The sequence below is a fragment of the Lysinibacillus sp. NPDC095746 genome (assembly GCF_044763535.1).
Taxonomy (GTDB): domain Bacteria; phylum Bacillota; class Bacilli; order Bacillales_A; family Planococcaceae; genus Lysinibacillus.
Genome location: NZ_JBIWGL010000018.1, coordinates 52,579 through 75,073 on the forward strand (window position 1 = coordinate 52,579; position 22,495 = coordinate 75,073).

At 36.5% G+C, this 22,495-nt stretch carries 24 protein-coding genes and 1 pseudogene; 17 read left to right on the top strand and 8 right to left on the bottom strand.

Going from position 1 to position 22,495, the window contains the following annotated elements; genetic code table 11:
• Positions 1–26: 26 nt before the first annotated feature.
• From ACIQ7N_RS14470 to ACIQ7N_RS14490, 5 genes are all read left to right on the top strand, one after another.
• A complete protein-coding gene (locus ACIQ7N_RS14470) occupies positions 27–758 on the top strand; it encodes a GntR family transcriptional regulator (protein WP_132361221.1) in 732 nt (243 codons plus the stop codon).
• A 551-nt stretch (positions 759–1,309) separates the two neighbouring features.
• On the top strand, positions 1,310–2,152 hold the full coding sequence (locus ACIQ7N_RS14475; protein ID WP_248717442.1) for a class II fructose-bisphosphate aldolase: 843 nt from the start codon (positions 1,310–1,312) through the stop codon (positions 2,150–2,152).
• A complete protein-coding gene (gene pfkB / locus ACIQ7N_RS14480) occupies positions 2,149–3,087 on the top strand; it encodes a 1-phosphofructokinase (protein WP_402933195.1) in 939 nt (312 codons plus the stop codon). Before ACIQ7N_RS14475 ends, pfkB begins: the two co-directional genes overlap by 4 nt.
• 11 nt (positions 3,088–3,098) lie before the next feature.
• Positions 3,099–4,112 carry an SIS domain-containing protein gene (locus ACIQ7N_RS14485; protein ID WP_402933198.1) on the top strand — a complete coding sequence of 338 codons (1,014 nt, stop codon included), beginning with the start codon at positions 3,099–3,101 and terminating at the stop codon, positions 4,110–4,112.
• A gap of 127 nt (positions 4,113–4,239) precedes the next feature.
• On the top strand, positions 4,240–5,115 hold the full coding sequence (locus tag ACIQ7N_RS14490) for an ROK family protein (protein ID WP_402933201.1): 876 nt from the start codon (positions 4,240–4,242) through the stop codon (positions 5,113–5,115).
• Between the two features lie 412 nt (positions 5,116–5,527).
• Here ACIQ7N_RS14490 and ACIQ7N_RS14495 read toward each other — a convergent pair whose 3' ends face one another.
• Together ACIQ7N_RS14495 and ACIQ7N_RS14500 are read right to left on the bottom strand one after the other, a co-directional pair.
• Entirely contained in the window at positions 5,528–6,625 is a 1,098-nt protein-coding gene (locus ACIQ7N_RS14495) for an ABC transporter ATP-binding protein (RefSeq protein ID WP_402933204.1), read from the bottom strand.
• Between the two features lie 88 nt (positions 6,626–6,713).
• A complete protein-coding gene (locus tag ACIQ7N_RS14500) occupies positions 6,714–7,619 on the bottom strand; it encodes a PucR family transcriptional regulator (RefSeq protein WP_402933207.1) in 906 nt (301 codons plus the stop codon).
• A 518-nt stretch (positions 7,620–8,137) separates the two neighbouring features.
• Between ACIQ7N_RS14500 and ACIQ7N_RS14505 the strand changes: the two genes are divergently transcribed.
• The 3 genes from ACIQ7N_RS14505 (at position 8,138) to ACIQ7N_RS14515 (ending at position 10,791) form a co-directional block, all read left to right on the top strand.
• Positions 8,138–8,299 (top strand): class I SAM-dependent methyltransferase, encoded by a 162-nt coding sequence (locus ACIQ7N_RS14505; protein WP_402933210.1) that lies wholly within the window; start codon positions 8,138–8,140, stop codon positions 8,297–8,299.
• A 130-nt stretch (positions 8,300–8,429) separates the two neighbouring features.
• A complete protein-coding gene (pdxR, locus tag ACIQ7N_RS14510; protein ID WP_402933213.1) occupies positions 8,430–9,878 on the top strand; it encodes a MocR-like pyridoxine biosynthesis transcription factor PdxR in 1,449 nt (482 codons plus the stop codon).
• Between the two features lie 4 nt (positions 9,879–9,882).
• Complete coding sequence (locus ACIQ7N_RS14515; RefSeq protein ID WP_402933216.1) at positions 9,883–10,791, top strand: D-alanine--D-alanine ligase; 909 nt, start codon at positions 9,883–9,885, stop codon at positions 10,789–10,791.
• Positions 10,792–10,929: 138 nt separating this feature from the next.
• Here ACIQ7N_RS14515 and ACIQ7N_RS14520 read toward each other — a convergent pair whose 3' ends face one another.
• Positions 10,930–11,769: a YitT family protein gene (locus ACIQ7N_RS14520; protein ID WP_402933219.1), complete on the bottom strand. Its 840-nt coding sequence runs from the start codon at positions 11,767–11,769 to the stop codon at positions 10,930–10,932.
• Between the two features lie 371 nt (positions 11,770–12,140).
• Between ACIQ7N_RS14520 and ACIQ7N_RS14525 the strand changes: the two genes are divergently transcribed.
• The 3 genes from ACIQ7N_RS14525 to ACIQ7N_RS14535 all read left to right on the top strand — a co-directional run bounded on the left by ACIQ7N_RS14525 (position 12,141) and on the right by ACIQ7N_RS14535 (position 13,450).
• Positions 12,141–12,551, top strand: coding sequence for a DUF2975 domain-containing protein (locus ACIQ7N_RS14525; RefSeq protein ID WP_402933222.1), 411 nt, complete (start codon positions 12,141–12,143; stop codon positions 12,549–12,551).
• Positions 12,552–12,563: 12 nt separating this feature from the next.
• On the top strand, positions 12,564–12,785 hold the full coding sequence (locus ACIQ7N_RS14530; protein ID WP_132361243.1) for a helix-turn-helix domain-containing protein: 222 nt from the start codon (positions 12,564–12,566) through the stop codon (positions 12,783–12,785).
• Between the two features lie 101 nt (positions 12,786–12,886).
• Positions 12,887–13,450, top strand: a complete 564-nt coding sequence (locus tag ACIQ7N_RS14535; RefSeq protein WP_402933225.1) for a cupin domain-containing protein — start codon at positions 12,887–12,889, stop codon at positions 13,448–13,450.
• 48 nt (positions 13,451–13,498) lie between these two features.
• Here ACIQ7N_RS14535 and ACIQ7N_RS14540 read toward each other — a convergent pair whose 3' ends face one another.
• The 3 genes from ACIQ7N_RS14540 to ACIQ7N_RS14550 are packed head-to-tail and all read right to left on the bottom strand — an operon-like array spanning position 13,499 to position 15,817.
• Complete coding sequence (locus ACIQ7N_RS14540; protein ID WP_402933228.1) at positions 13,499–14,974, bottom strand: serine hydrolase domain-containing protein; 1,476 nt, start codon at positions 14,972–14,974, stop codon at positions 13,499–13,501.
• Positions 14,975–14,981: 7 nt separating this feature from the next.
• Entirely contained in the window at positions 14,982–15,479 is a 498-nt protein-coding gene (locus ACIQ7N_RS14545) for a hypothetical protein (RefSeq protein WP_402933230.1), read from the bottom strand.
• Positions 15,476–15,817, bottom strand: a complete 342-nt coding sequence (locus tag ACIQ7N_RS14550) for a PadR family transcriptional regulator (RefSeq protein ID WP_132361251.1) — start codon at positions 15,815–15,817, stop codon at positions 15,476–15,478. The genes ACIQ7N_RS14545 and ACIQ7N_RS14550 overlap by 4 nt, the downstream gene beginning before the upstream one ends.
• A 298-nt stretch (positions 15,818–16,115) precedes the next feature.
• Between ACIQ7N_RS14550 and ACIQ7N_RS14555 the strand changes: the two genes are divergently transcribed.
• The 6 genes and pseudogenes from ACIQ7N_RS14555 (at position 16,116) to ACIQ7N_RS14580 (ending at position 20,393) form a co-directional block, all read left to right on the top strand.
• Positions 16,116–16,640: a GNAT family N-acetyltransferase gene (locus tag ACIQ7N_RS14555; protein WP_402933233.1), complete on the top strand. Its 525-nt coding sequence runs from the start codon at positions 16,116–16,118 to the stop codon at positions 16,638–16,640.
• A gap of 27 nt (positions 16,641–16,667) precedes the next feature.
• On the top strand, positions 16,668–17,012 hold the full coding sequence (locus tag ACIQ7N_RS14560) for a YunG family protein (RefSeq protein ID WP_323656573.1): 345 nt from the start codon (positions 16,668–16,670) through the stop codon (positions 17,010–17,012).
• Between the two features lie 311 nt (positions 17,013–17,323).
• Positions 17,324–17,623, top strand: a pseudogene (locus tag ACIQ7N_RS14565) (transposase); the annotation flags it as partial.
• A gap of 287 nt (positions 17,624–17,910) precedes the next feature.
• On the top strand, positions 17,911–18,504 hold the full coding sequence (locus ACIQ7N_RS14570; RefSeq protein WP_132361257.1) for an NADPH-dependent FMN reductase: 594 nt from the start codon (positions 17,911–17,913) through the stop codon (positions 18,502–18,504).
• A 327-nt stretch (positions 18,505–18,831) separates the two neighbouring features.
• Complete coding sequence (locus ACIQ7N_RS14575; RefSeq protein WP_402933237.1) at positions 18,832–19,770, top strand: ring-cleaving dioxygenase; 939 nt, start codon at positions 18,832–18,834, stop codon at positions 19,768–19,770.
• A gap of 14 nt (positions 19,771–19,784) precedes the next feature.
• Positions 19,785–20,393, top strand: a complete 609-nt coding sequence (locus tag ACIQ7N_RS14580) for a flavin reductase family protein (protein WP_402933240.1) — start codon at positions 19,785–19,787, stop codon at positions 20,391–20,393.
• A 45-nt stretch (positions 20,394–20,438) separates the two neighbouring features.
• Here ACIQ7N_RS14580 and ACIQ7N_RS14585 read toward each other — a convergent pair whose 3' ends face one another.
• On the bottom strand, positions 20,439–21,374 hold the full coding sequence (locus tag ACIQ7N_RS14585) for an aldo/keto reductase (protein ID WP_402933243.1): 936 nt from the start codon (positions 21,372–21,374) through the stop codon (positions 20,439–20,441).
• 315 nt (positions 21,375–21,689) lie between these two features.
• Entirely contained in the window at positions 21,690–22,442 is a 753-nt protein-coding gene (locus ACIQ7N_RS14590; RefSeq protein ID WP_248717423.1) for an IclR family transcriptional regulator, read from the bottom strand.
• Positions 22,443–22,495: the final 53 nt, after the last annotated feature.

Genomic DNA, 22,495 nt, shown 5'->3' on the forward strand with positions numbered 1-22,495 from the left:
AAAACCTAGGAGAAGGATGAGTAGAGATGAAACCGTTAGATCAAGCTAGTGTAATCCCGCTATATCATCAATTGAAACAAAGATTATCTGCTAAGATTCAATCGGGAGAGTGGAAGCCGGAGGATAAAATTGATTCTGAAAATCAATTGATGGAGATGTTTCGCGTCAGTCGAAATACTGCAAAGAAAGCAATTGAGGAATTAGTACAAGAAGGAAAACTATACCGTATTCAAGGGAAAGGAACTTTTGTTGCGAAGCCAAGGTTCGAACAATCGCTTGGTGGTTTTTATAGTTTTAGTCGTGTGCTTCAAGAAAAAGGTCTAAACCCAAGAGATGAAGTACTTGAGATTCAGGAAGTATTCCCTTCAACAAAGGTTAGACACAGTCTTGAATTAGGTGAAGATGAACGAGTCATTGAAATGAAGCGCTTACGTTTTGCAGATAATGAACCAATTGTTTTAGAATCATCATTTTTACCAAAAAGTATCATCAAGGATAGTGAAATATTACATGAGGTTAGTTCCTCTTCCTTGTATAGCTTATTAGCACAACGTTTTGACATTATCGTTGTGAGAGCAAAAGAAGCTTTCGAGCCTGTTCTTATTAGTAAAGATGAGGCACATTTGTTGAAAACGGAGGCAGGAAAACCCGCTTTATTACTAGAACGTACTGCATTCGATACTTCAGGAAAGCCAGTCGAATTTTGCATTTCAATAGTAAGAGGCGATCGCTGCCGGTTTTATACAGAATTAAACTAAACTCATAGTTACGATCTATGAGTTTCATAATGTTAAAGAATAAAATGGCCAAGGTAAAGTAATCTTTGTACATGTTGGCATTTTAAATGTGGGCGATTTCTGCTTCTGGTGACTACTTGCTGAGGGTCGAGTGCTTTTTCTGCTTATGTTGGTTCTGACACTTTGCTTTCGCGCAAGACGTGAAGAGTTCCGTTTATCGTTATAAAAATGAGTATCATGCTAAGTTTGATTGGTGTGCAAGACTGAGCGACTCCTTTGCATTCACAGAGATGATCCTGCAACAAACTTATAAAGGAGCAAAGGCTAAAAAGTATCGTGTCCTGTGATAGCGGCTTCGTAACCAACACCCTTTTGGCTCAAACCGCTAATCGGACACCTCTGGAAAGTGCTCAGTCAGAACGGAAATCCATCCATTTGTTTTGTCGATGAGTTCCTACTGTATAGACATCTTAAACTCATTGACATAATTGCTTTTTAATAATGCTTCATCAGTTATCAGAATTTTTATACTATAAATTATACCAACAACCCATTGAGGGAGGAACTCGATTATGCCATTAGTGACGACGAATGAAATGTTAAAAGACGCTTATAGAAATAATTATGCAATTGGTGCGTTCGGAGCGCACAATTTGGAAATTATTAAAGCAGTTATTGCAGGAGCAGAGAAGGTAGGTGCACCTGTTATTTTACAAACGACTTCAAGCACTTATAAATATGTAGAAATGCATTATATGATGGCGCTTGCTAAAACAGCTGCTGAACAAGCAAAAGTACCAGTAGCCCTACATTTGGATCACGGTGAGTCCTATAAAGTTGTAATGGAATGTTTACGAGCGGGCTATACGTCGGTGATGATTGATGGTTCTACGTTACCCTTTGAGGAAAATATTAATCTTGTGAAAAGAGTTGTAGAGGCTGCAAGTGCAATTCATGTGCCTGTCGAAGCAGAGCTTGGAACAATTGGTGGTGTAGAAGATGATGTAACAGTTGACGAGAAAATGGCCTTTTTCACTGATCCTAAACTAGCTGAACGCTTTGTGAAAGAAACAGGTATCCAATCATTCGCGCCAGCTTTTGGCACAGCACACGGTAAGTATAAACAAGAACCACAGCTACAATTCGAACTACTGCAGGAAATTCATCGTGCTACAAATGTGCCATTAGTTATGCACGGTGCCTCAGGTGTACCAGAAGAAAGCGTACGTAAATCTTTAAATTACGGTATTGCGAAAGTGAATTTTTCAACAGAGCTAAAAGATTTATTTGCCGAGCAATTAAGAGCCTTCTTTATAGAAAATCCGACAGAAAATGATCCAAGAAAGTATTTTCTTCCTGCACGAGAGGCATTAATTGAGTTAGTAGAGCAGAAGATTGTGATGCTGCAAAAATGATTACGACGATAACTTTAAATGCAGCCATTGATCAAGTATATGAAATGAATTCTTTAATGCTTGGTAAGACAAATCGAGTATTGCAGAAGCTGCAGCAAGGTGGAGGAAAAGGCATTAATGTCGCCCGTGTCATTCAAACACTGGGTGGTGAAGTGTTCATTGGTGGTTTCGTTGGCGGACTAAATGGGGAAAAAATAAAGGCACTGTTAAAGGAAGAAAACATGCAAACAGGGTTTATTCAAATAGAGGGCGAAAGTCGAATTTGTCTAACCGTTTCAAATAAGCAAACGAAGGAAATGACCGAGCTTTTAGAAGACGGACCAACGATTTACGAGCATGAATGGCAAGAAATGCTGAAATGGATTAAAGCTCAAGCAGAGTGTTCTCAATATTTCGTGCTTTCAGGAAGTCTACCTAAGGGTATACCGATGTCTGCTTATGGAATGATTATTCGATTATTAAAACAAAAAGGTGTTCGGGTTGCTCTCGATACGAGCGGAGAAGCTTTGAAGCAAGGCGTTGAAGCAATACCTTTTATCATTAAACCTAATGAGGATGAAATTGTTCAATTAATTGGGAAACAGGTTAAAGCGCAAGACGACTTAATTCAAGCTGGTGAAAAAATACAGGATTTAGGAATTGAGCATGTATGTTTTTCGTTGGGCGAAAAAGGGGCTTTATTTGTTAATCGTTTAGGGGTTTACCAAGTAAATGCACCGAAAATTAATGTTATAAATACAGTGGGTAGCGGTGATGCGTTTTTAGGAGGCCTTGTCTATAAGCTTTCAGAAGGTGTGGACTGTAAGGAGGCATATAAATGGGCTGTTGCATGTGGCTCTGCAAATGCAGGTGAAAAAGAAATTGCGAAAGTACAAAAGGAGACTGTTCAAAGTCTCATAAAAGAGCTACAAATAACTAAAATTAAAGAGAGATAGGGGTTTTATTTATGCACACGTATAATGAGATTATGAAACAAGCTCAACAATTAGGTAAAACAAAAGAGATTGTTCAGTCGCTTACGTTCAATGAAGAGGCTGTAGACATAGCTCTTTTCACGGGGTGTGGGACATCATATTATTTAGCAATTGCAGCTGCACGTTATTACCAATCGGCAACAGGAGAAGTAGCAGTAGCAGTCCCAGCATCTGAGCTATTTTTACACACGGATACTCACATTCTATCAAATAAAAAGTATAATATTATCGGTATTTCACGCTCAGGAACAACTTCTGAAATTATTATGGCATTGGAGCATTTAAACGGAGCAGAGAATATACGTACAATGGCAGTTACGTGTAATGGTGATACACCAATGGCTGAAGTAGCAGATGAAGTGATTGCCTTAAACGATATTTCAGAGAAAAGTGTGGTCATGACGCAATCATTTTCTAATATGTTATATGCTCTTCAACTATACGCGGCAAAGATTAGTCAACGTGTTGAATGGATGAACCAATTAGAAAAAATTCCTGCACTTGTTAAAATAGCATTAGGCAATGGCGAGCAGTTAAAGCAAGTGACAGAGGATTTAACGAAAAAACGGTTTATCTTTTTAGGGTCAGGTGCTTATAACGGATTAGCTAAAGAAGCGACATTAAAGCTAAAGGAAATGACACAAACAGAATGTGAAAGCTATTCGAATTTAGAATTCCGCCACGGTCCAATTTCTATTGTAGATAAAGAGACTGTCGTTATTTTATTTACACAAACAGAAACGAAGGACTTCGATCAAGCATTAATAAAGGATATTCAAAAGCTTGGTGGTTTTGTTGGTGTAATTGGTATAGCTTCAGCAGACTTGGAAGCGGATTTAATCATTAGACTTTCAGAAGAAATAGATGACTTGAATCGCCTTGTTGAAGTAGTTCCATATTTCCAATTGTTAGCGTATCAACGTGCAATATGCAAAGGCTATGATCCAGATAAACCACGTAATTTAACACAAGTCGTAAGCCTTTAAAAAATGAAACACTTCACTCAGTGAATAATAAAGAGGTAAAAGTTACTGTGTAATGAACATCCTGTTGTCCCAGATCAATCGGACACTCTGGTAGTTAATACGGGATAAGAAAATTGGCGGTGAAAAAATGAGTTACATTTTAGCAGCAGACGTAGGTGGAACAAAATTAGCCGTGGCTTTGTTTGATATACATCAGCAATTGTTGAGCACAAGAGAAGTGGCTAGTGATAAAACAAATCGAGAAGCTTTATTTGCTTGTTTGATTGATAGCTTTGCACAGTTATGTGCAGAAAAGGAAGTTACTTTTAATGAAATTTCAAAGGTATCTATTGGTGTGCCTGGTATCGTTGATATTGAAAAAGGTATCGCGGTTTATCAAAATAATATACCTTGGGAGAACTTTCCGATTTGTACGCGTTTAACTGAAGTGTTCCCACATGCTCATATTAAAATGGACAACGATGTGTATATAGCAACATGGGGAGAATATCGAGCTAGAAAGTTCTCCAAAGAAACAATGGTCTATGTTACATTAAGCACCGGTATTTCTTGCTGTACGGTTGTTAATAGTGAATTTTTAAGGGGAACCGGATTAGCTGGTGAAATTGGCTTTAGTATTGTCGATAATGACGGAACTACACTAGAAGAGAGTGTTGCTGGCCCGGCAATTGAAACATTAGGGAGAAAGCTACTCGGTGATTCTGAGATAGTATTGAAGGATATGATGGAACTTTACTATAATGGGAATTCTATCGTCGATAAGATTTTGGAGCCATTAGTCCAATCGGTAGAGAAACAGTTGCAGCAAATAATATTACTGCTTGATCCACATTGTATCGTTTTAGGAGGAGGCTTTTTTAATCATCATCCTAAAATCATTGACTATATTAAAGAAGCGATTCAGCAGCGTTTTGTAGGAACACCTTTTGCAGGGAAAGAACAAATCATTGAAAGCAGCATTCATAAAGGTGAAGCGGGTCTTTACGGAGCTGCGATAAAATAATAAAAGGCAGTAAACAATTTAAATTTGTTTACTGCCTTTTTCTATTTTTAAAGGATAACGTAGGTTTCCCTAGGAAGGGAAGGAGTATACTGTGCTTATGCCTGCAGATGTTTTTTGTGCGAAAGCACGGTGTTAACGTAGCGGCAGCAACGTGTTTTTGTCTGTGCGAAAGCGAAGCGACAGCAACAACGGGTTTTGTCTGTGCGAAAGCGAAGCGACAGCAACAACGTGTTTTTGTCTGTGCGAAAGCGAAGCGACAGCAACAACAGAAGGGTCGACACGAAATCGGCCATTTCTGTATTGCCCTGAACTATTTTTATCGATGCAGGAAAGTTAGCCGTTATCGCATAGATGCGATGATTTTAGGCTAACATCCCATTTGAACGCCTTTCCGATCCCGTAATATATAACCTTAGCGAATGCGTTGCTCTGTTTCTAAGTCAAAGAAATGAACGCGTGACATGTCAAATAGTAGATGTGCGACCTGACCTTGTGTAATTTTTGTATCGGAGTTCACCCGCGCGATATAAGGCTGACCATTTAATTGCGCATGTAACATTAGCTCAGCACCTGTTAATTCTGATACTTCAATATTCGCGTCAACTGCTGTGAAGAACGGTTCGGGATTTACAGAAGATTTTTCATAAATATGCTCTGGTCGAATGCCAAGAAACAGTTCTTTTTGTAAATAACCTCGTTCTTTTAATAATTTACTTTTTTCTGCTGGAATAGTCAGTGTAATATCATCAATCTGAATCCCGTTTTCTTGGAATACTCCTTTAAAGAAGTTCATGGATGGTGAGCCGATAAAGCCACCAACAAATTTGTTCTCTGGTGTTCCATATACTTCTTCAGGTGTCCCGATTTGTTGAACTATACCATCCTTCATTACAACGAGACGAGTGGCCATTGTCATCGCTTCTGTCTGATCGTGTGTTACATAAATAGTAGTCGTTTTTAATCGTTGGTGAAGCTTTGTAATTTCAGCGCGCATTTGTACGCGAAGCTTTGCATCTAAATTGGACAGAGGCTCGTCCATTAAGAAAATATTTGCATCGCGGACGATTGCTCGACCGAGTGCTACACGTTGACGCTGGCCACCTGATAGAGCTTTCGGCTTGCGATCTAAATACTTTTCTAAATCGAGAATTGCAGCTGCATTGTGGACACGCTCTTTTATTTCCTGCTTAGAAAACTTGCGAAGCTTTAAGCCAAATGCCATATTATCGTATACAGTCATATGTGGATATAGTGCGTAGTTTTGGAAAACCATCGCAATATCTCGATCCTTAGAAGGTACATTGTTCATTTTCTTGCCATCTATTAAAAATTCTCCAGACGAAATTTCCTCTAAGCCGGCAATCATTCGTAATGTTGTCGATTTCCCACAACCTGAAGGCCCGACAAGTGCAATAAACTCTCGATCTTGAATCGTTAAATTAAAGTCAGATACAGCTGTTACACCGCCATCATATGTTTTAATAATATTTTTAAGTATGATTTTTTCCATGTTTATAAGCCCCCCCTTTGTTTGTTTTTTTTAGTGTATAAAAAGTGTAGGGGAAAACTAAATATTTAAAATGCATAATTTTCAGTTATTATTTTTGTGCATTTTGTAATTTTGATCGAAGAAAGCTAGCAATATAGACGAGTATAGCACCGTCTAGATTTTTTGTAGAAATATTTGTTGTTTCTTGAAATTTTGCTAAACGGTAATTAAGCGTATTACGATGAATATGTAGTTTCTTTGATGTCAAAGAAATATTTAACCCACATTCGTAAAATGTCCTGACTGTATCAAGTAACTCCATATCAGACTGCAAAGGTTTTAAAATTTGTTCTTCTATAAATTGCAATATGGAAGCAGGCATTTGTTGCGTTAATAAAAGAGGAAAAATCGTTTCAAATGAATAAAACTGTTCAGCATTTTTATAATGTAAGCATTCCTCAAACCATTGAGCTTCTCGTTGGAACTTACTTGGGAATTGCTTATTTATTTCATAAGCTTCGCCTTGATACAAATGAATTTGAACGAAAAAATCTGTTTCAATTGTGCGAATAAGTGCAATGAAATCTTCCTTTTTATTAATCGAACTATCCATAGCCTCAATTAATAGAAAGCGATTTGTAGCAACCTGAAGTACTACCGTATCTTGCTGGAAAAAGTTCAAAGTAGCTTCTTTTAATTCTTCAGCAGGAGGATTATCATTTAAAAAGATGAGCTGAATAACGCGAGCTTTGCTATATGATAGCTTAGATGGTATGTCACCGTTCAAATATAAAAATTCATACCAGATTTCCGATGGTTGAGATATTGTGGAAGTGATCTCAGTATAAAAAACAGTGAGCCATTGGTAGTCACGCTGTGAAATCTCTTGCTTTGAAACAGAAAACCATTCATTTGCTTGTTGATGGTAGAAATAAAAAAAGTCATACATTAACTCAGTTGGCTTTGTTCGATAATGACGGTAAGTAGAAAACAATGCTTTGAGATTTAAGTTCATTAGATAACTCCTTCCTTTGATATTCTGTAACCAAATATGAATTGCTCCCTTACAAATAAACAGATTTTAAGCGGTTTGAGCCATGAAGTCCAATGGCTTAAGCCGTTTAGTCTTTTTTTGGGAATGTTCTTATTTTTGTTGTTGACGTGAGGTGGAGACATTTACGATAAGCAGCGTGAGAAATGCTAGCCATTTCAGTGTAACACTTTGTATTTCAATGAACATTAAGAAGTGTCAAAACTAATAGCAGGAGAGATAGTTATCTATATTCGGAAGAAAGATTGGTAACATTCTTGGAGAATTATCCCATATAACAAAGAGATAGAATATTTAGTTTTTAGATAGGTGCAAATTGGAGGCGTAAAATGCAAATCAAATGAACAATTGCTAATTGTATTAGATAATTTATTACGTGAACCGCAGGGATTTTGGGATGGATTTTATGATCAAACATTTAAAAAGGTACCTTTTTTTGTTAATAAACCTGATGAAAATCTAGTAAGCTATTTTGAAAAAAGGTGATTCAGCCAGATAAAGTTTTAGAGTTAGGCTGTGGTGCTGGACGAAATGCCATTTACTTAGCAAAACAAGGCTGTTCATTTGTTGGTGTCGACTTATCGGATCATGCATTGCAATGGACGCAAAAAAGGGTTGATGAAGCAGACGTAAATGTAGAATAGGTGCAATTCTTCGTTTTGAAGGGTTGCGTTTTTTGAATCAGACCATACCACAAGGAAGGGAAAATCCCTATACTGTGGACCTTTTGAGTTAGAAACAGTTATGTAAAAATAAAGCAAGGGGGTCAAGGAAGTGTTTAATGATTTTAAGCTTTTAGGTAATCGTCCGGTTTATAGTCAATTAAAAGACTATTTAAAAGAAATGATTATGAAGGGACACTTGCTGGAGCATCAAAAGCTTCCATCTACCCGTGAACTTAGTAAATTATTATCGATTAGTAGAAATACGGTACTAAATGCATATGCAGATTTAGAGCAAGAGGGCATGATCTATGCAGTGAAAGGAAAAGGTAATTTTGTAGGGAAAGTCGAAACGTTGAAAGCTTCATCTATTGAATTTAATTGGAAGGAGAGGCTTAATAACGTTACCTTGTTGGCTGATGAGCTAGATTTAATGAAGCAAGATATTCATTGGGAAAAAGGAATGATTTCTTTCAATAGTGTTGCCCCTGATGAAAAGCTTTTTGATGTTGAAAATTTTAAAAGAGCTTTTCTGACTCGGATGTCCCTTGAAGGAGATATCGTTTTGAATTACGGGTATGCAAAGGGCTATAAACCTTTAATCGAGTACCTTCTTCACTATATGGAAGTGAAAGGTGTAGATATTTCCAATAAGGATATTTTGATCACGAATGGCTTTACCGAGGGCTTAGATATTTTATTATCTTCCTTAGCGAAAAAATCCGGACGTGTTATGTGCGAAAACCCTACTCACCATGCGGCATTAAAGCTTTTTCGTCTACACGGATTTGACATACACGGAATCGACATGAAGGATGACGGTATCGATATTGAACAAGTTAAGAAAAGCTTATCGGAAAAGAAATTTGATTTTGCTTACTTAATCCCGTCCTATCATAATCCGACAGGTATTGTGACATCCTCTGAAAAAAGAGCTGAAATTATTAGGCTTTTTTCACAATATCAAATTCCAATTGTGGAGGATGGTTTTAATGAGGAATTACGTTATTCAGGCTCGCATTTAGCACCGCTAATGACTTTTATTGGTGAGGGCAACAATGTTATTTATATTAGTAGCTTTTCTAAAATTCTTTTTCCAGGCTTACGTGTCGGGTGGATATTAGCTGATAAGGAACTTATCCACTGTTTAGAAAGTATGAAAAGAGCACGTACTATTCATACATCGACACTAGATCAGGCTGTGCTTTATCAATATTTACAGGATGGTTATTTTGAAAAATATTTAAAAAAGGCTAAGTTTGTATATAAGAAAAAGTATGAATTAGCCCGTCAAGCTTGCTATCAATACATCCCTTTTAAAAGAATGACGGGAGATGGTGGACTTCATCTCTTTATTGAGTTAGAAGAAGGAATAGATGCTCGTACACTATTGAAGAAGTGCTATCAAAGGAGAGTTGTTTTTTATCCTGGTGACGTTTTTTACAGCAATGGTGAGGGCAGTAACACATTTCGATTAGGGTTTTCTCGGCTAAAAGAAGAGGATATTGTGCGTGGTATTAAGATTATTGGTGATACCTTAAAAAATGAAATAGGGAGTTGAACAGATGAAAATTGGCGTTATTATGGGGGGCATTTCCTCGGAGAAGCAGATCTCTATTATGACAGGAGAAGAAATGAACGCTCATATAGATAAGAGTAAATACGAAGTGGTTGCTATTAAACTAAATGAACATAACACGTCAGAGCTTATTGAAAAGGTGAGAGATATTGATATTGCTTTATTAGCACTACATGGCAAATTTGGAGAGGATGGCACGATTCAAGGTGTACTAGAGGCTATGGGCGTTAAGTATACGGGGAGTGGAATACTTTCAAGCAGTATGTGTATGGATAAAAACATTTCGAAAAAAATTCTACGTTATGAAGGCATTGAAACACCGGATTGGCTCCATCTTTCGAATAGCGAGGAGCTTCAGTTCGATGAATTAGATAAGATGGGCTATCCGTTCGTAGTTAAACCTAATTCGGGTGGCTCCAGTGTAGGGGTGAAACTAGTTTATGATAAAAATTCTTTACTTACTTCCATTGAGGAAGTATTCAAATGGGATGCTGAAATCATTATTGAAAAATATATAGAAGGTGAAGAAATAACATGCTCCATTTTGGACGGGGAGCTATTACCGATTATTTCGATTCAACATACAGCGCAGATCTTTGACTATAAGGCGAAATATGAGGATGCCGCTACGATAGAGGAAATTGTAGAGCTTCCACCTGCCGTATATGAACGAGTTACCGAGGCAGCAAAAGCTTGCTATAAAGCATTAAAGTGTGATGTTTACGCCAGAATCGATATGATGATCAAGGATGGAATCCCATATGTCATGGAGGTTAACACTTTGCCAGGGATGACAAAGAACAGCTTACTCCCAAAAAGCGCATCGTCGGCAGGAATTACCTATACAAAACTTTTAGATAGGATTATTGAAATTTCCTTACAGGTTAGGGGATAAAGGGTTCATCACTAAAATAGTGGAGTAGAGGCTGGGCGACTCCGTGGGGATTCGTATAATAGTCAATAGAAAAACACCTCTATGTTGATTTTTGAAGGGATAATCCTCATTTTCAACAAAAGGTGTTTTCTTTCTTAATTACGTCTTAGATAATTCAATAAATCCATGTCCAAAAACATCTCGTACATCATGAATAGCAATAAAAGCATCCGTGTCTATTTCTTTGACGATTTTCTTTAGCTTTACAACTTCCTGTTTACTAATAACAATATACAGAATCTCTTTTTGTTCCTTCGTGTAATAGCCATGGCCTGATAGAACTGTCACGCCTCGGTTCATAAAACAATTCACATGACTGGCAATCTCCTCTGGCTTTTTCGAAATAATCGTAACTGCCTTTTTCGGATTTACACCTTCAATAACAAACTCCATTACCTTTGTTCCGACATAAAGCATAATGACAGTAAGCATTAATGCTTCTGCTCCGATAATAAAGTAAGATGAAAAAGCAACTATTAAATCAAAAAACAATAAACCGTAACTAATACTCCAGCCTAAATATTTGTTCGTCATTCTAGCTAAAATTGTTGAACCTGCTGTTGTTCCACCAACTCTTATAATTAAGCCTATACCAACTCCAGCAAACACCCCGCCAAAAATAGCGTTCACAATAATTTCATTCGAAGAAATCGACCACGATTCTGTTAAATGTAAAAACAGCGAATGGAGGGATACTGCAATAATCGTATAAATAGTCGTTTGCCTACTTAAAAATTTATAGCCAACAACTAATAAAGCTGCGTTTAGCAAAAAGCTCACAATACTTGGCGACCATCCAAATAAATAATAGGCAATGATTGTTAGACCTGTAACGCCACCTTCACCTAAATCATTCGGTATAACAAATAAGTTTACTGCCAGTGCAAAAAGCAACGCCCCGATCGTAATCATTAAAAAATCCATCATGAACTTCTTCATATATATCACCACCAAATTGTTTTTTCCTAAATACATACTATATCAAGCGCTAGACATTTTATATACTTTTTGGAATGTTCGTTTATGATAAATCCACACTTGTTAGTATGTCCTTTATTAGAGAAAAAGTCGAATTAAAAAAATAGTTCATGAAGCTGCTAATCAATTATGCCTTTAGCATAATTGCCCGCTGAAAGAAGTTAAATAGTTATGTGGAATGATGCTGAAATCAGCTTATAATATATACTATATCCTTTAATAATTGGGGAAAGGAATATAAATAAAAAAATAATAAGGGGTGTTAGAAGCCGTTATGGATCAATCGTTAGCAATTCGTAATATGAAAATGAGTTTTTTTAAATAAAGATATAATGAGGAATTTTGTTTATGATAAAAGTGAAACAATCGTTTTAATTTTACTCTCGATGATCTTTACTTTGATTGTGATGACAATTTTTGGTTTATTATGGAAATTTGTTAGATCAGTCATTGTTGGGGATGTCTTTACTCTTAGAAATAGTAAAAGAATAGAGCTAATAGCATGCAGTTTATTCATTTTAAGTTTTTTAAGTAATACGGTTCAAGAATACTTGATTTCTACGGTAGTACATATGTTTTTAAACAATAATGAATTAGACAATATTGAATGGATTCAATCCGTTTCTTTTAAATTTTTTGATATGAATTGGCGCATACTACTATGTAGTTTTATAGTTTGGATAATTGGTAGGATATTTAGATATGGCTCTTTTTTACAAGAAGAGTATGATGCAACAGTATAGGAAGTGAAGAAATTGACGATTATCGTAAGATTGGATCGAGTATTAGCTGATAGAAAAATGCAATTAAGTGAGCTTGCAGAAGCAGTAGATATATCGATTGTCAATTTATCGAATTTAAAAACGGGAAAGGTAAAGGCAATACGTTTTTCCACGTTAAATGCAATTTGTAAAGTCTTGCATTGCCAACCAGGAGATATTTTAGAGTATGCTGAAGATGAGGATACCTTTGAGTAAAAAAAATTTCTAAGCCGTACTATAGGATGGAAATTCGTTTACGTACATTTTTGGAACAAGTTGCATAGGATAACCTTATAATGTGTGAGGGGATTGAGAAAATGTACTACATTCCTTATTACGGAAACATGCCTATGTATAACTATGGAAATCAGCTAGTTTATTGGACACCTCCTTATCAGACGGGGTACGCGAACAGAGCTGAGCCTTCTCGTTTTTCCAATGGCGAAAGTATTGTATTAAAAGATTATGGGCCCAAGCCACTTGCCATCAATCTTAAAGATGCAGCTAAGCAAAACGATACGTATCGTACTACTCTGTGGACGGGAAAGAATTCACAAATTACTTTAATGAGTATTAATGTTGGTGATAATATCGGTTTGGAAGTACACCCAAATGTGGATCAAATTTTATATATTGAACAGGGTGAGGGTTTTGCTCAAATGGGCCCTAGTAAAAATAATTTAAATTATGAAAGAAAAGTCTATGAAAATTACGCTGTAGTAGTGCCTGCAGGAACATGGCATAACGTCACAAATACAGGAAATATACCACTAAAGCTTTATTCAATATACGCTCCTCCTGACCATCCATTTGGTACGGTACATGTTACAAAAGCAGACGCTATGGCCTCGGAAGCAGGCTACGGTCAAGGCAATGAATAATCGAAGCTTTTTCCTTGGTCATACAAGCATACAAAAGACAACTCCTACTTAGAGAAGTTGTCTTTTTTGTCGTGGTTTAAATGAAATATATATAGATAATAAGCCATTCAATGTTAAAAGGGTAACTAGTGCTATGACCAAAAATGTAATATCAGGGGCAAAATATCTAATAGTGTGCCAAGGTGTTCCTGTATTATAGCTTAATAATGGAATGGAGATAATGGCCAAAACTAAAAGTATAAGACCGAATATACTCAACACGCCTCTGTTGTTCACATTTTTAGCTTTAACTTTTAGTAGAAGATAAATAAACAGCACAAAAAGTAAGCATAAAATAGCGATTGTTATAACTTGAGATGTAGGTGTATATTTAGGAGCGTCAACGGGCTCTTTGCCATTTAAAATGTTGATAATCCCTTCTTTCAAGTAAAGAAGTGACTTTTCCTCTAATATATGACTTTTGTTCGTAAGAATTACCCCGCCCCAATCAGTTTCTGGTAGATAAAATACTTCTGAGCGTGCGTCAGGATTTGAACCAGAATGCCATATCATTTCTTCTTTGGATTCTGGATACGAGATTCGTACACCAAGGCCGTAATATCGATATTTACTAGTTTGAACAAACGGTGATATATAAAGATTCATCGCATTTTTACTTAAAAAATTGTTATGCTCATGGCGACTAAGTAGTTTAATATACTGCACCATATCTGTTGCACTTGCCGTTATATATCCATAGGGTGTCCCTCCATTATCAAACGTGACTGCACTTTTAACAGGGTGACCAAGCCATGATTGATAGCCAGCTAAGTATCCTTTTTCATAGGCTATGCTACTATCAGCGGCTGCATTTTTCATCCCTAATGGAGAAAAAACTTGTTCCTCCATATATTTAGAAAATGGTTGTTTGGTAACCTCTTCGATGAGAGCTCCAAGAATAGAAAAGTTAGCATTACTATATTGATGTTTTTCCCCAGGAGCAGCAGTCAGCTCCACATTCGATAAACTTTCTACATTTTCCTTTATAGCACTTAAATTTTTAGATTCCTTGTCTGATATAGCTAAGCCAGAATAAGTGCTTATCCCACTTGTTTGCGTAAGTAAATGTTTAATCGTTATTTGAGAAGCGGCTTGTTTGTCTTTCAGGGTAAACCAAGGCATGTACTTTTGAACTGGAGCATCTAATTGAATAATGCCTGCATCAAGTAATCTCATGATGGCTAAGCCTGTTAGTGATTTACTAATTGAGCCGACTACAAATGGAGTTTCAGCAGTTACCTTTTCTTCGGATTCTCCTGTTACACCCCATGATTTAGAATAAAAGATATCATTTTTATGAACAATTGCAATAGATGCCCCTGGAATTCGCTGCTCTTCTAAAAAATTTTCAACATACTTATCTATAGTACTCTTAACATCTTGTTCTGCGGCTTCTGTGGAGATTGGTGAGACTAGTTGAAATAGATAAAGTGGAATTACTAAGAAACAAACTAATATAGCTTTATATATTGGTTTTTTTTTCATTGTTATTTCACCTATTTCCTCCAAAAATTTTTATTGTAAGTAAAGATATTAAAGAGGAAGTAGAAATGCTGATTGAAATTAGCAAGAAGTTCCACCAAGCAACATCAGAAATCTGATAAACAATATTATAATGGAATGTTGCAATAGTCTTTTGCGGATTAAAGGAATCTGTCAAAAACATCGATAGTATTAGCTGACAAGCAAGATAGGCAATAATAAAAGTACAAAACCCAAGAATTATTGATATTCCAGGTCGACTTTTCCGCATTTGTTTAATTTCCGAATGAAGATCTATACCTTTAATCTCTAAAAAATCTTTAATAAATGTCGTAGTATCTCCCAGATCATTTATACTATCAATTCCATTATCACGAGATTCTTGGATATGCTCTAAAAGCTGTTGCTTTATATTCTTTCTTTCTTTTGAGCTAATACGATACTGTTTTAACTCATTTAGAACTTCGGTTACATATTGTTTTTCTACTAAACTTAATTCCATACTCATTCAATAAGTTCTCCTTTCAGACCGCTTTGAAGTAGGGATTTTATGTCTTGTTGCAACTCCAACCATTCATTGATTTTTTTTTGAAGATAAACTTCTCCTTTTTCATTGATTTCATAATAAACTCTGACTTTTCCGTTGTCTGTCATTTCACGGTAAGTATCAACCCATTCTTGATCTTTTAACTTAGTCAAGATGGGATAAATACTGCCTACTCCCTTCAATTTCAAATTGTGTTTTTCTAATTCTTTCATAATTTCATAGCCATAACTTTTTTTCTTAGACAAAATAGACAATACACACATTTCTAAATGACCTTTTATTAAACTTGTTCTATCCATAGGTTAAATTTAACAAAAATATATACTTCTTTCAAGTATATATTTTTGTTGTGAATACTTTCGAGAGGTAGTGATGAAATATTCGATCACATATCCTGCATGATGACCTACTTAAATCTTATAGAAGAAATGTAAAATTTATGCCAATACCTTTTGCACATCCTAACGGCACTTGTTAAAGTATGGTTAGTAGAATCTAGGCTTCAGTAGAGGTATGCTTTCTTCCGGCCAAAGCACCTAGTGGAACGGAACTCTACGTATGGTGGTGTTCATTATTATTCATTGGAGGATAATATAAATGGAATATAAACTATTAGGAAATGAAATTGAAGATTTAGTAGATTTGTTAACTCAAAACAAGTGGATGTATCATACCGATCAACATTTAAAAGAGGAATCCGTGCGAAAAGCATATACAGAAGGATACTATCAGTGCGATCGCGAAACACATTGGATAGTTGATAATGAAAAAAAGGTCGGGATTATTATCATTCATGACATAAGTGATACGATCCCGTTATTCGATATCCGTTTAGATATGCGTTATAGAGGAAAAGGATACGGTGTAAAAACCCTCCTTTGGTTACAAGATTACCTGTTTGGAGAAAAAGATAAGATTCGTATCGAAGGTTATACGAGAGTTGATAATATGCAAATGAGGAAATGTTTTGCGAAAGCTGGTTTTGTAAAAGAGGGCTATTTAAGAAATGCTTGGGAAAATGTTGATGGTACTGTGACAGATAGTATCGTTTATGGTGCAATCAAAGATGATTGGATTTTAGGTAGAACAACGCCTATTAAAATCGATGACATACCATATTAAAACTAAAGTAGAAAAGGACGTTGAGGAATGTCTACAGAAAATGATTTGTTAAAAGCTTTTAAAAAATCCTGGTCCATTCAATCTAGCTCAAAATGGAGCTTAGATAATCCTGCAAAAGGCCAATGCGGAGTCACTTCATTAGTTGTAAATGATATCCTTGGAGGCGAAATTTATAAAACGTGGCTTGATGAAGGCTGGCATTTTTATAATATTCTCGGTGGGGTCAGAAAGGATTTTACACAAGAACAATTTTCGTACAACCTCGACTATCAGGATGTTCGTTCTAGTAGGGAAGAGGCTTTCCAAGATACGAACGATATTCAATATAGCTATCTAAAATCACAGGTTCATGAGTATTTAGGAAAAAGCTAGGGTCAACTTGGAGGGCACTGAAAAAGTCCATATCTTCTCACATTGCGAGGTATTCAACGATTTAATCGTTGAATACCTCGCTTTTTTCATTTGGCACTGTGACTCTACTGTTGTTTTCCGAAGCATTCCGCTCGCTTTCCGCGGGCGAGCGCCGAGCCTCCTCCTACGCTTCGCTTCGTGCGGGGTCTCGTCTGTCTCGCTTTCCCGCAGGAGTCGAGCGATGCTTCTCCAAACAACGCAATGTATCAACCTATTATTTTAGTCACGCTTACCCTTATAATAAAAGCATTAATGTGCAGGTGGTGCCCCCGATGATTTCAAATCAAGAAACCCTTAAATTAAGTCCCTACATGGCAATCTACGATATTGTTGTGCCAAAAGATAATATGCTTCGCCAGATCAATGAACTTGTTGATTTTTCATTCATTTTAGAAGAGTTAAAAACAAAATATTGTTTAGACAATGGACGTAATGCCATTCCCCCAATTCGCATGTTTAAGTACTTATTATTAACAGCCATTTATGATGTATCAGATGTCGACCTAGTAGAGCGCTCAAAGTATGATATGTCGTTCAAATATTTCTTGGATATGGCGCCAGAAGATCCGGTGACGAGGAGATTGAAGCCAAGCCCGCGGAAAGCGCCTACTCGGAGTGAAAATCAACCTTTGTTTATTGATACGCATTATTTTATATTTATCCTTTGGTCTACAAGCTGAAGCAGAGTGTTAACATCTCTGCTTTTTTTAATATTTAAACAAACATGTTGACGTAAATGAAACCATCGTGTTATTATTATCTCGAATTCAAGATAAATAAATTCAAGATAAATGAATTCGAACCTTTTAATCCATGTAGAAAGTAAAGCTTTACTTTTCATCATAAGGAGGTAATCATAATGGGTTTTTTAAATAAATTATTTGCTTCAAAAAAAGAGGAGGAAAAAACAATGGCAGAATTAAATATCGGGATTATTATCGGATCAACACGTGAAGGTCGTGTAAGTCCACAAGTAGCACAATGGGTAAAAGAAATCGCAGATCAACGAGGAGATGCAAACTATACAATTATTGATATCGCAGATTATAAATTACCTTTACTAGGTGAACCAGGGCAAGACGCTTCAGGCGCTCAAGCTTGGTCAGAAATTGTTGCAAAACAAGATGGATTTGTATTTATCGTACAAGAGTATAATCACTCTATTACAGGTGCTTTAAAAAATGCACTAGATTATTTACGTGTAGAATGGAATAACAAAGCTGCAGGTATTGTATCGTATGGTTCTGTAGGTGGTGCACGTGCGGCTGAACATTTACGTGGTATTATGGGTGAGCTTTTAATTGCAGATGTCCGTGTACATCCAGCATTGTCACTATTCACAGACTTTGAAAATGGTACTGATTTTAAACCAAAAGAAGTACAAACAGATTCAGTTAACCAAATGTTAGATCAATTAATTCCTTGGTCAAAAGCTTTATATACAATTCGTTAATCATGTTTAACTTATTTCAGCGGGTGTCAAAACACCCACTGAAATAGAGGAACTCAGCCTAAGAACGCCACGTCCTGTGGCAACGACTAAGTGACCAACTTCGTGCTGTGTTGCTGTCGCTGCGTTAGCACTACGCTTTCCGCGCAAAAAACATCTGTTGGCCTAAAGCCTCCGGTGGATGTCACGGAATCGGAAAGGAGTTTTTTATGCAAGCAAAAAGCCGATTCCGGACCCAATTATGCCGAGGCATATTTGATAGATTGAGGTAGAACGTTATTGGATAAAGTATAGGTGAACAATACATTTATCATGAAAGGGACTGTTAACATGAAAAAACATACTGCGGGTATTCACCATATCACAGCGATTGTAGGGCATCCACAAGAAAATATTGATTTTTATGCTGGTGTATTAGGTTTACGTTTAGTTAAACAAACAGTAAATTTCGATGACCCAGGCACATATCATCTTTACTTCGGGAACAAAGGTGGTAAACCGGGGACAATTATTACATTCTTCCCATGGGCAGATGCTTATCAAGGCCGCATTGGTGATGGCCAAGTTGGTGTAACTACTTATGTTGTACCAGAGGGAGCACTACCTTTTTGGATTAATCGTCTTGCGAAATTCGCTATTCCATTCCAAAAAGCTGAACGCTTTGGTGAACAAGTAATACAATTTGATGATCCACACGGACTTCATATTGAATTAGTGGCACGTGCGGAAGGTGAATTAAATGAATGGACATTTGGTGAAGTAACTCCTGAGGTTGCGATTAAAGGATTTGGCGGTGCAACATTGTATTCGAGTCACCCTGAGGAAACAGCAAAAGTCTTAACTGAAGTCATGGGTCTTGAGAAAGTAGCAACGGAAGGTGAGTATACTCGTTTCAAATCCAGTGCTGATATTGGCAATACAGTAGATTTAAAAGTAGTTACTGGTATACGCGGTCAAATGGGAGTTGGAACAGTTCATCATATTGCTTGGAGAGCCCAGGATAATGCGGATCACCTAGAATGGCAAGAGTATGTAATGAATCATGGACAACATGTAACTGAAGTGAAAGATCGAAATTATTTTAATGCGATTTATTTCCGTGAACCTGGTGAGATTTTATTTGAAATTGCGACAGATCCACCTGGATTCGCTCATGATGAAACACCTGAAACAATGGGTAGTCAATTAATGTTACCAACTCAATACGAACAGCATCGTGAACAATTAGAAAGAACATTAATTCCGATTGAAGTGCGTGTGCTTGATTAAGGAGGATGAGTTGTTTGATTTCGATTGATCCTACAAAAAAGACTGAGCGTGAAAACTATAAATTATTAATTGGCAGTATTATTCCGAGACCAATTGCCTTTGTCACGACGAAATCAGAGCAAGGAGTCATCAACGGCGCACCTTTTAGTTTCTTTAACATTGTATCATCAAATCCACCGATGATTTCTCTAGCCATTCAAAGACCACAAGGGCGCTTAAAAGATACCGCTCGACATATTCTTTATCAGCAACAATTTGTTGTGCATATTGTAGATGAGGATAATGTTAAGCAGGTGAATGAAACGGCAGCTTCATTACCCGTAAGTGAAAGTGAAATTGATAGAGCTCAATTTACATTAACCGATAGTGAGCTAATATCTGTACCAGGTATTCAAGAGGCAAAGGTTCGGATGGAATGTCGTTTAGTACAGACAATTCCTTTGATGAATGGCGACGAACAGACGGGTGATTTGTTCATTGGTCAGGTTGTTCAATTTCATATAAATGAGACTATTTATAATGAAGGGCGTATTGACCCAAGGAAATTAAAAGCAGTTAGCAGACTAGCTGGCTCGAATTATGCAAAAATTGGAGAAATATTTGCTTTAGAACGTCCTCAATAAAAAAATGCGAAAATGTTGATATAACAGCATTTTCGCATTTTTTTGTTATGCTAAAATTCTTTCTATATTCTCTAAATCTTCTTTAGTTAATAAGATATCGGTTGCTTTCACATTAGTAGCCACTTGGCTTTTATGTTTTCCACCTGGGATAACTGCATCAATACCATCTTGAGCTAATAACCAAGCTAGTGCTAGATTTGGTAAGGTCGTTTGCTTTTCCTCTGCAATTTCTTTTAACTCATCTATTTTTAGTAATGTTTGTTCAAATAATTCACCTTGGAATAAAGGATCCGAAATTCTCCAGTCTCCAGTGCCCAACTTAAAGTCTTTTGTATACTTACCACCAAGTAGGCCATATGCAAGTGGACCGTATGGAATAAAGGAAATATCATTTTTTACACAGTATGGCAATAATTTTTGTTCTGCAGATCGGTTTAACATATTGTACGGTGATTGTAACACTGAAATAGCATTATGCACATTAGCTTCTTCAAGTTGATCTAATGTTACGTTTGAAATGCCTATTGCTCCGATTTTTCCTTCTTCTTTTAAGCGTGATAATTCCCCAATCGACTCCGCAAGAGGGGTCTCGTTGTCTGGGAAGTGTAAATAGTAGAGGTCAACATAGTCCATTTTTAGCCGGCTCAGGCTATTTTCAAGTGCACTTCGTAAATATTGCGGATGATTATTTGTTTTTACAGAGCCATCCTCAAACCAATGTCTGCCGCCTTTTGTCGCTAAAACAAAATCTTCCCTAGAATATTTTTTTAATACTTCGCCAACAAGTTCTTCTGAACGCCCTTTTCCATAGATATCTGCTGTATCAAAAAAAGTTATCCCTAGGTCAAGTGCAGCTGTGACTAGCTCCGTCCCGTCTTGTTCATTTAAGTTTTCATATAAGTTATGGCCACCTACAGCATTCGTCCCCAGACCAATTTCGGAAATCTTGATATTTGTTTTTTTTAATGTATGAAATTTCATATTCCTACCTCCTCTGTTTTCTGTAATTAGAATAGAGTAAAAAAAATATTTTACCAACATACATCGTTATAGTTTCATATATAGAAACAAAAGCATTTTAATTGCAAATAGAAGATCGAATCAATTATGCCCCGACATAATTGCGTTCGGAATCCGTAACATCCGCCGGAGGCTTTAACTTCTTGCAGCGGATGTTTTTTGTACCGAAAGCGTAGCGACGGATACAGATGTTTGGACACCCGCTGAAAAGTAACTTAAACTGCATTCATCTCATCACCTATATAGGTGGGAGACCTTTTTAGCTTGAAATTTCCTTTATGCTAACAGGTAATGGATTTCTTCCGTTAATTGCTGGCTTGCCTCTTCTAACTTTTTTGCAAATGACCGAATGGCCGTTTTCTTCATTTGATTTGTCGAACCGTGCAAAGCAATCGCACCGAAGACTTCTTCATTCACATAAATCGGAACTGCGATACAAATTTTACCTACATTTGTTTCTTCATTATCAACAGCATATCCCTGTGCTTTAATGACCTGTAAATGAGGAATTAATAGCCCATAATCATAGAAGGTTTTTGTTGTAAATGTATTAAGTTCAATACTATTTAATATTTCACGTTGTTTTTTAGCTGACAAATGAGCTAATACTACTTTTCCAAGTGCGCTTGAATGCATAGGTGTCCGAGTATCGATTGCTTGATAAGCAGGATGGTCAAAAGGCTCCCTAATCACATTTTTTATCACCATCTCACAATCTTCCAAAATACCAATGTAAGTAGTTATTTCTTCTTGGCGAGCTAATTGATATGGCGCCACGAGAGACGTCCATTGTATATCTTTGTGCCAATATAAGTGCTCATCCCTAAAGATATGCGGATTTAATTGATAGTATTTATTATATTTAATGACATAATTCATTTTTTCGAGCGTATAAAGCATGCGAAAAACGGATGTCTTATTCATTGATAATTCTTCCATAATTTCAGTTAATGTAAGAGAATGCTTTTGACGTAATACATCCAAAATCAAAAGGCCCTTTTTTAATGTCGATACTTCATAGGAATCCATTTTGCCCTCTCCTAACTTTTAAATTTCTAGCTTGTACAATACCATCTTTACTA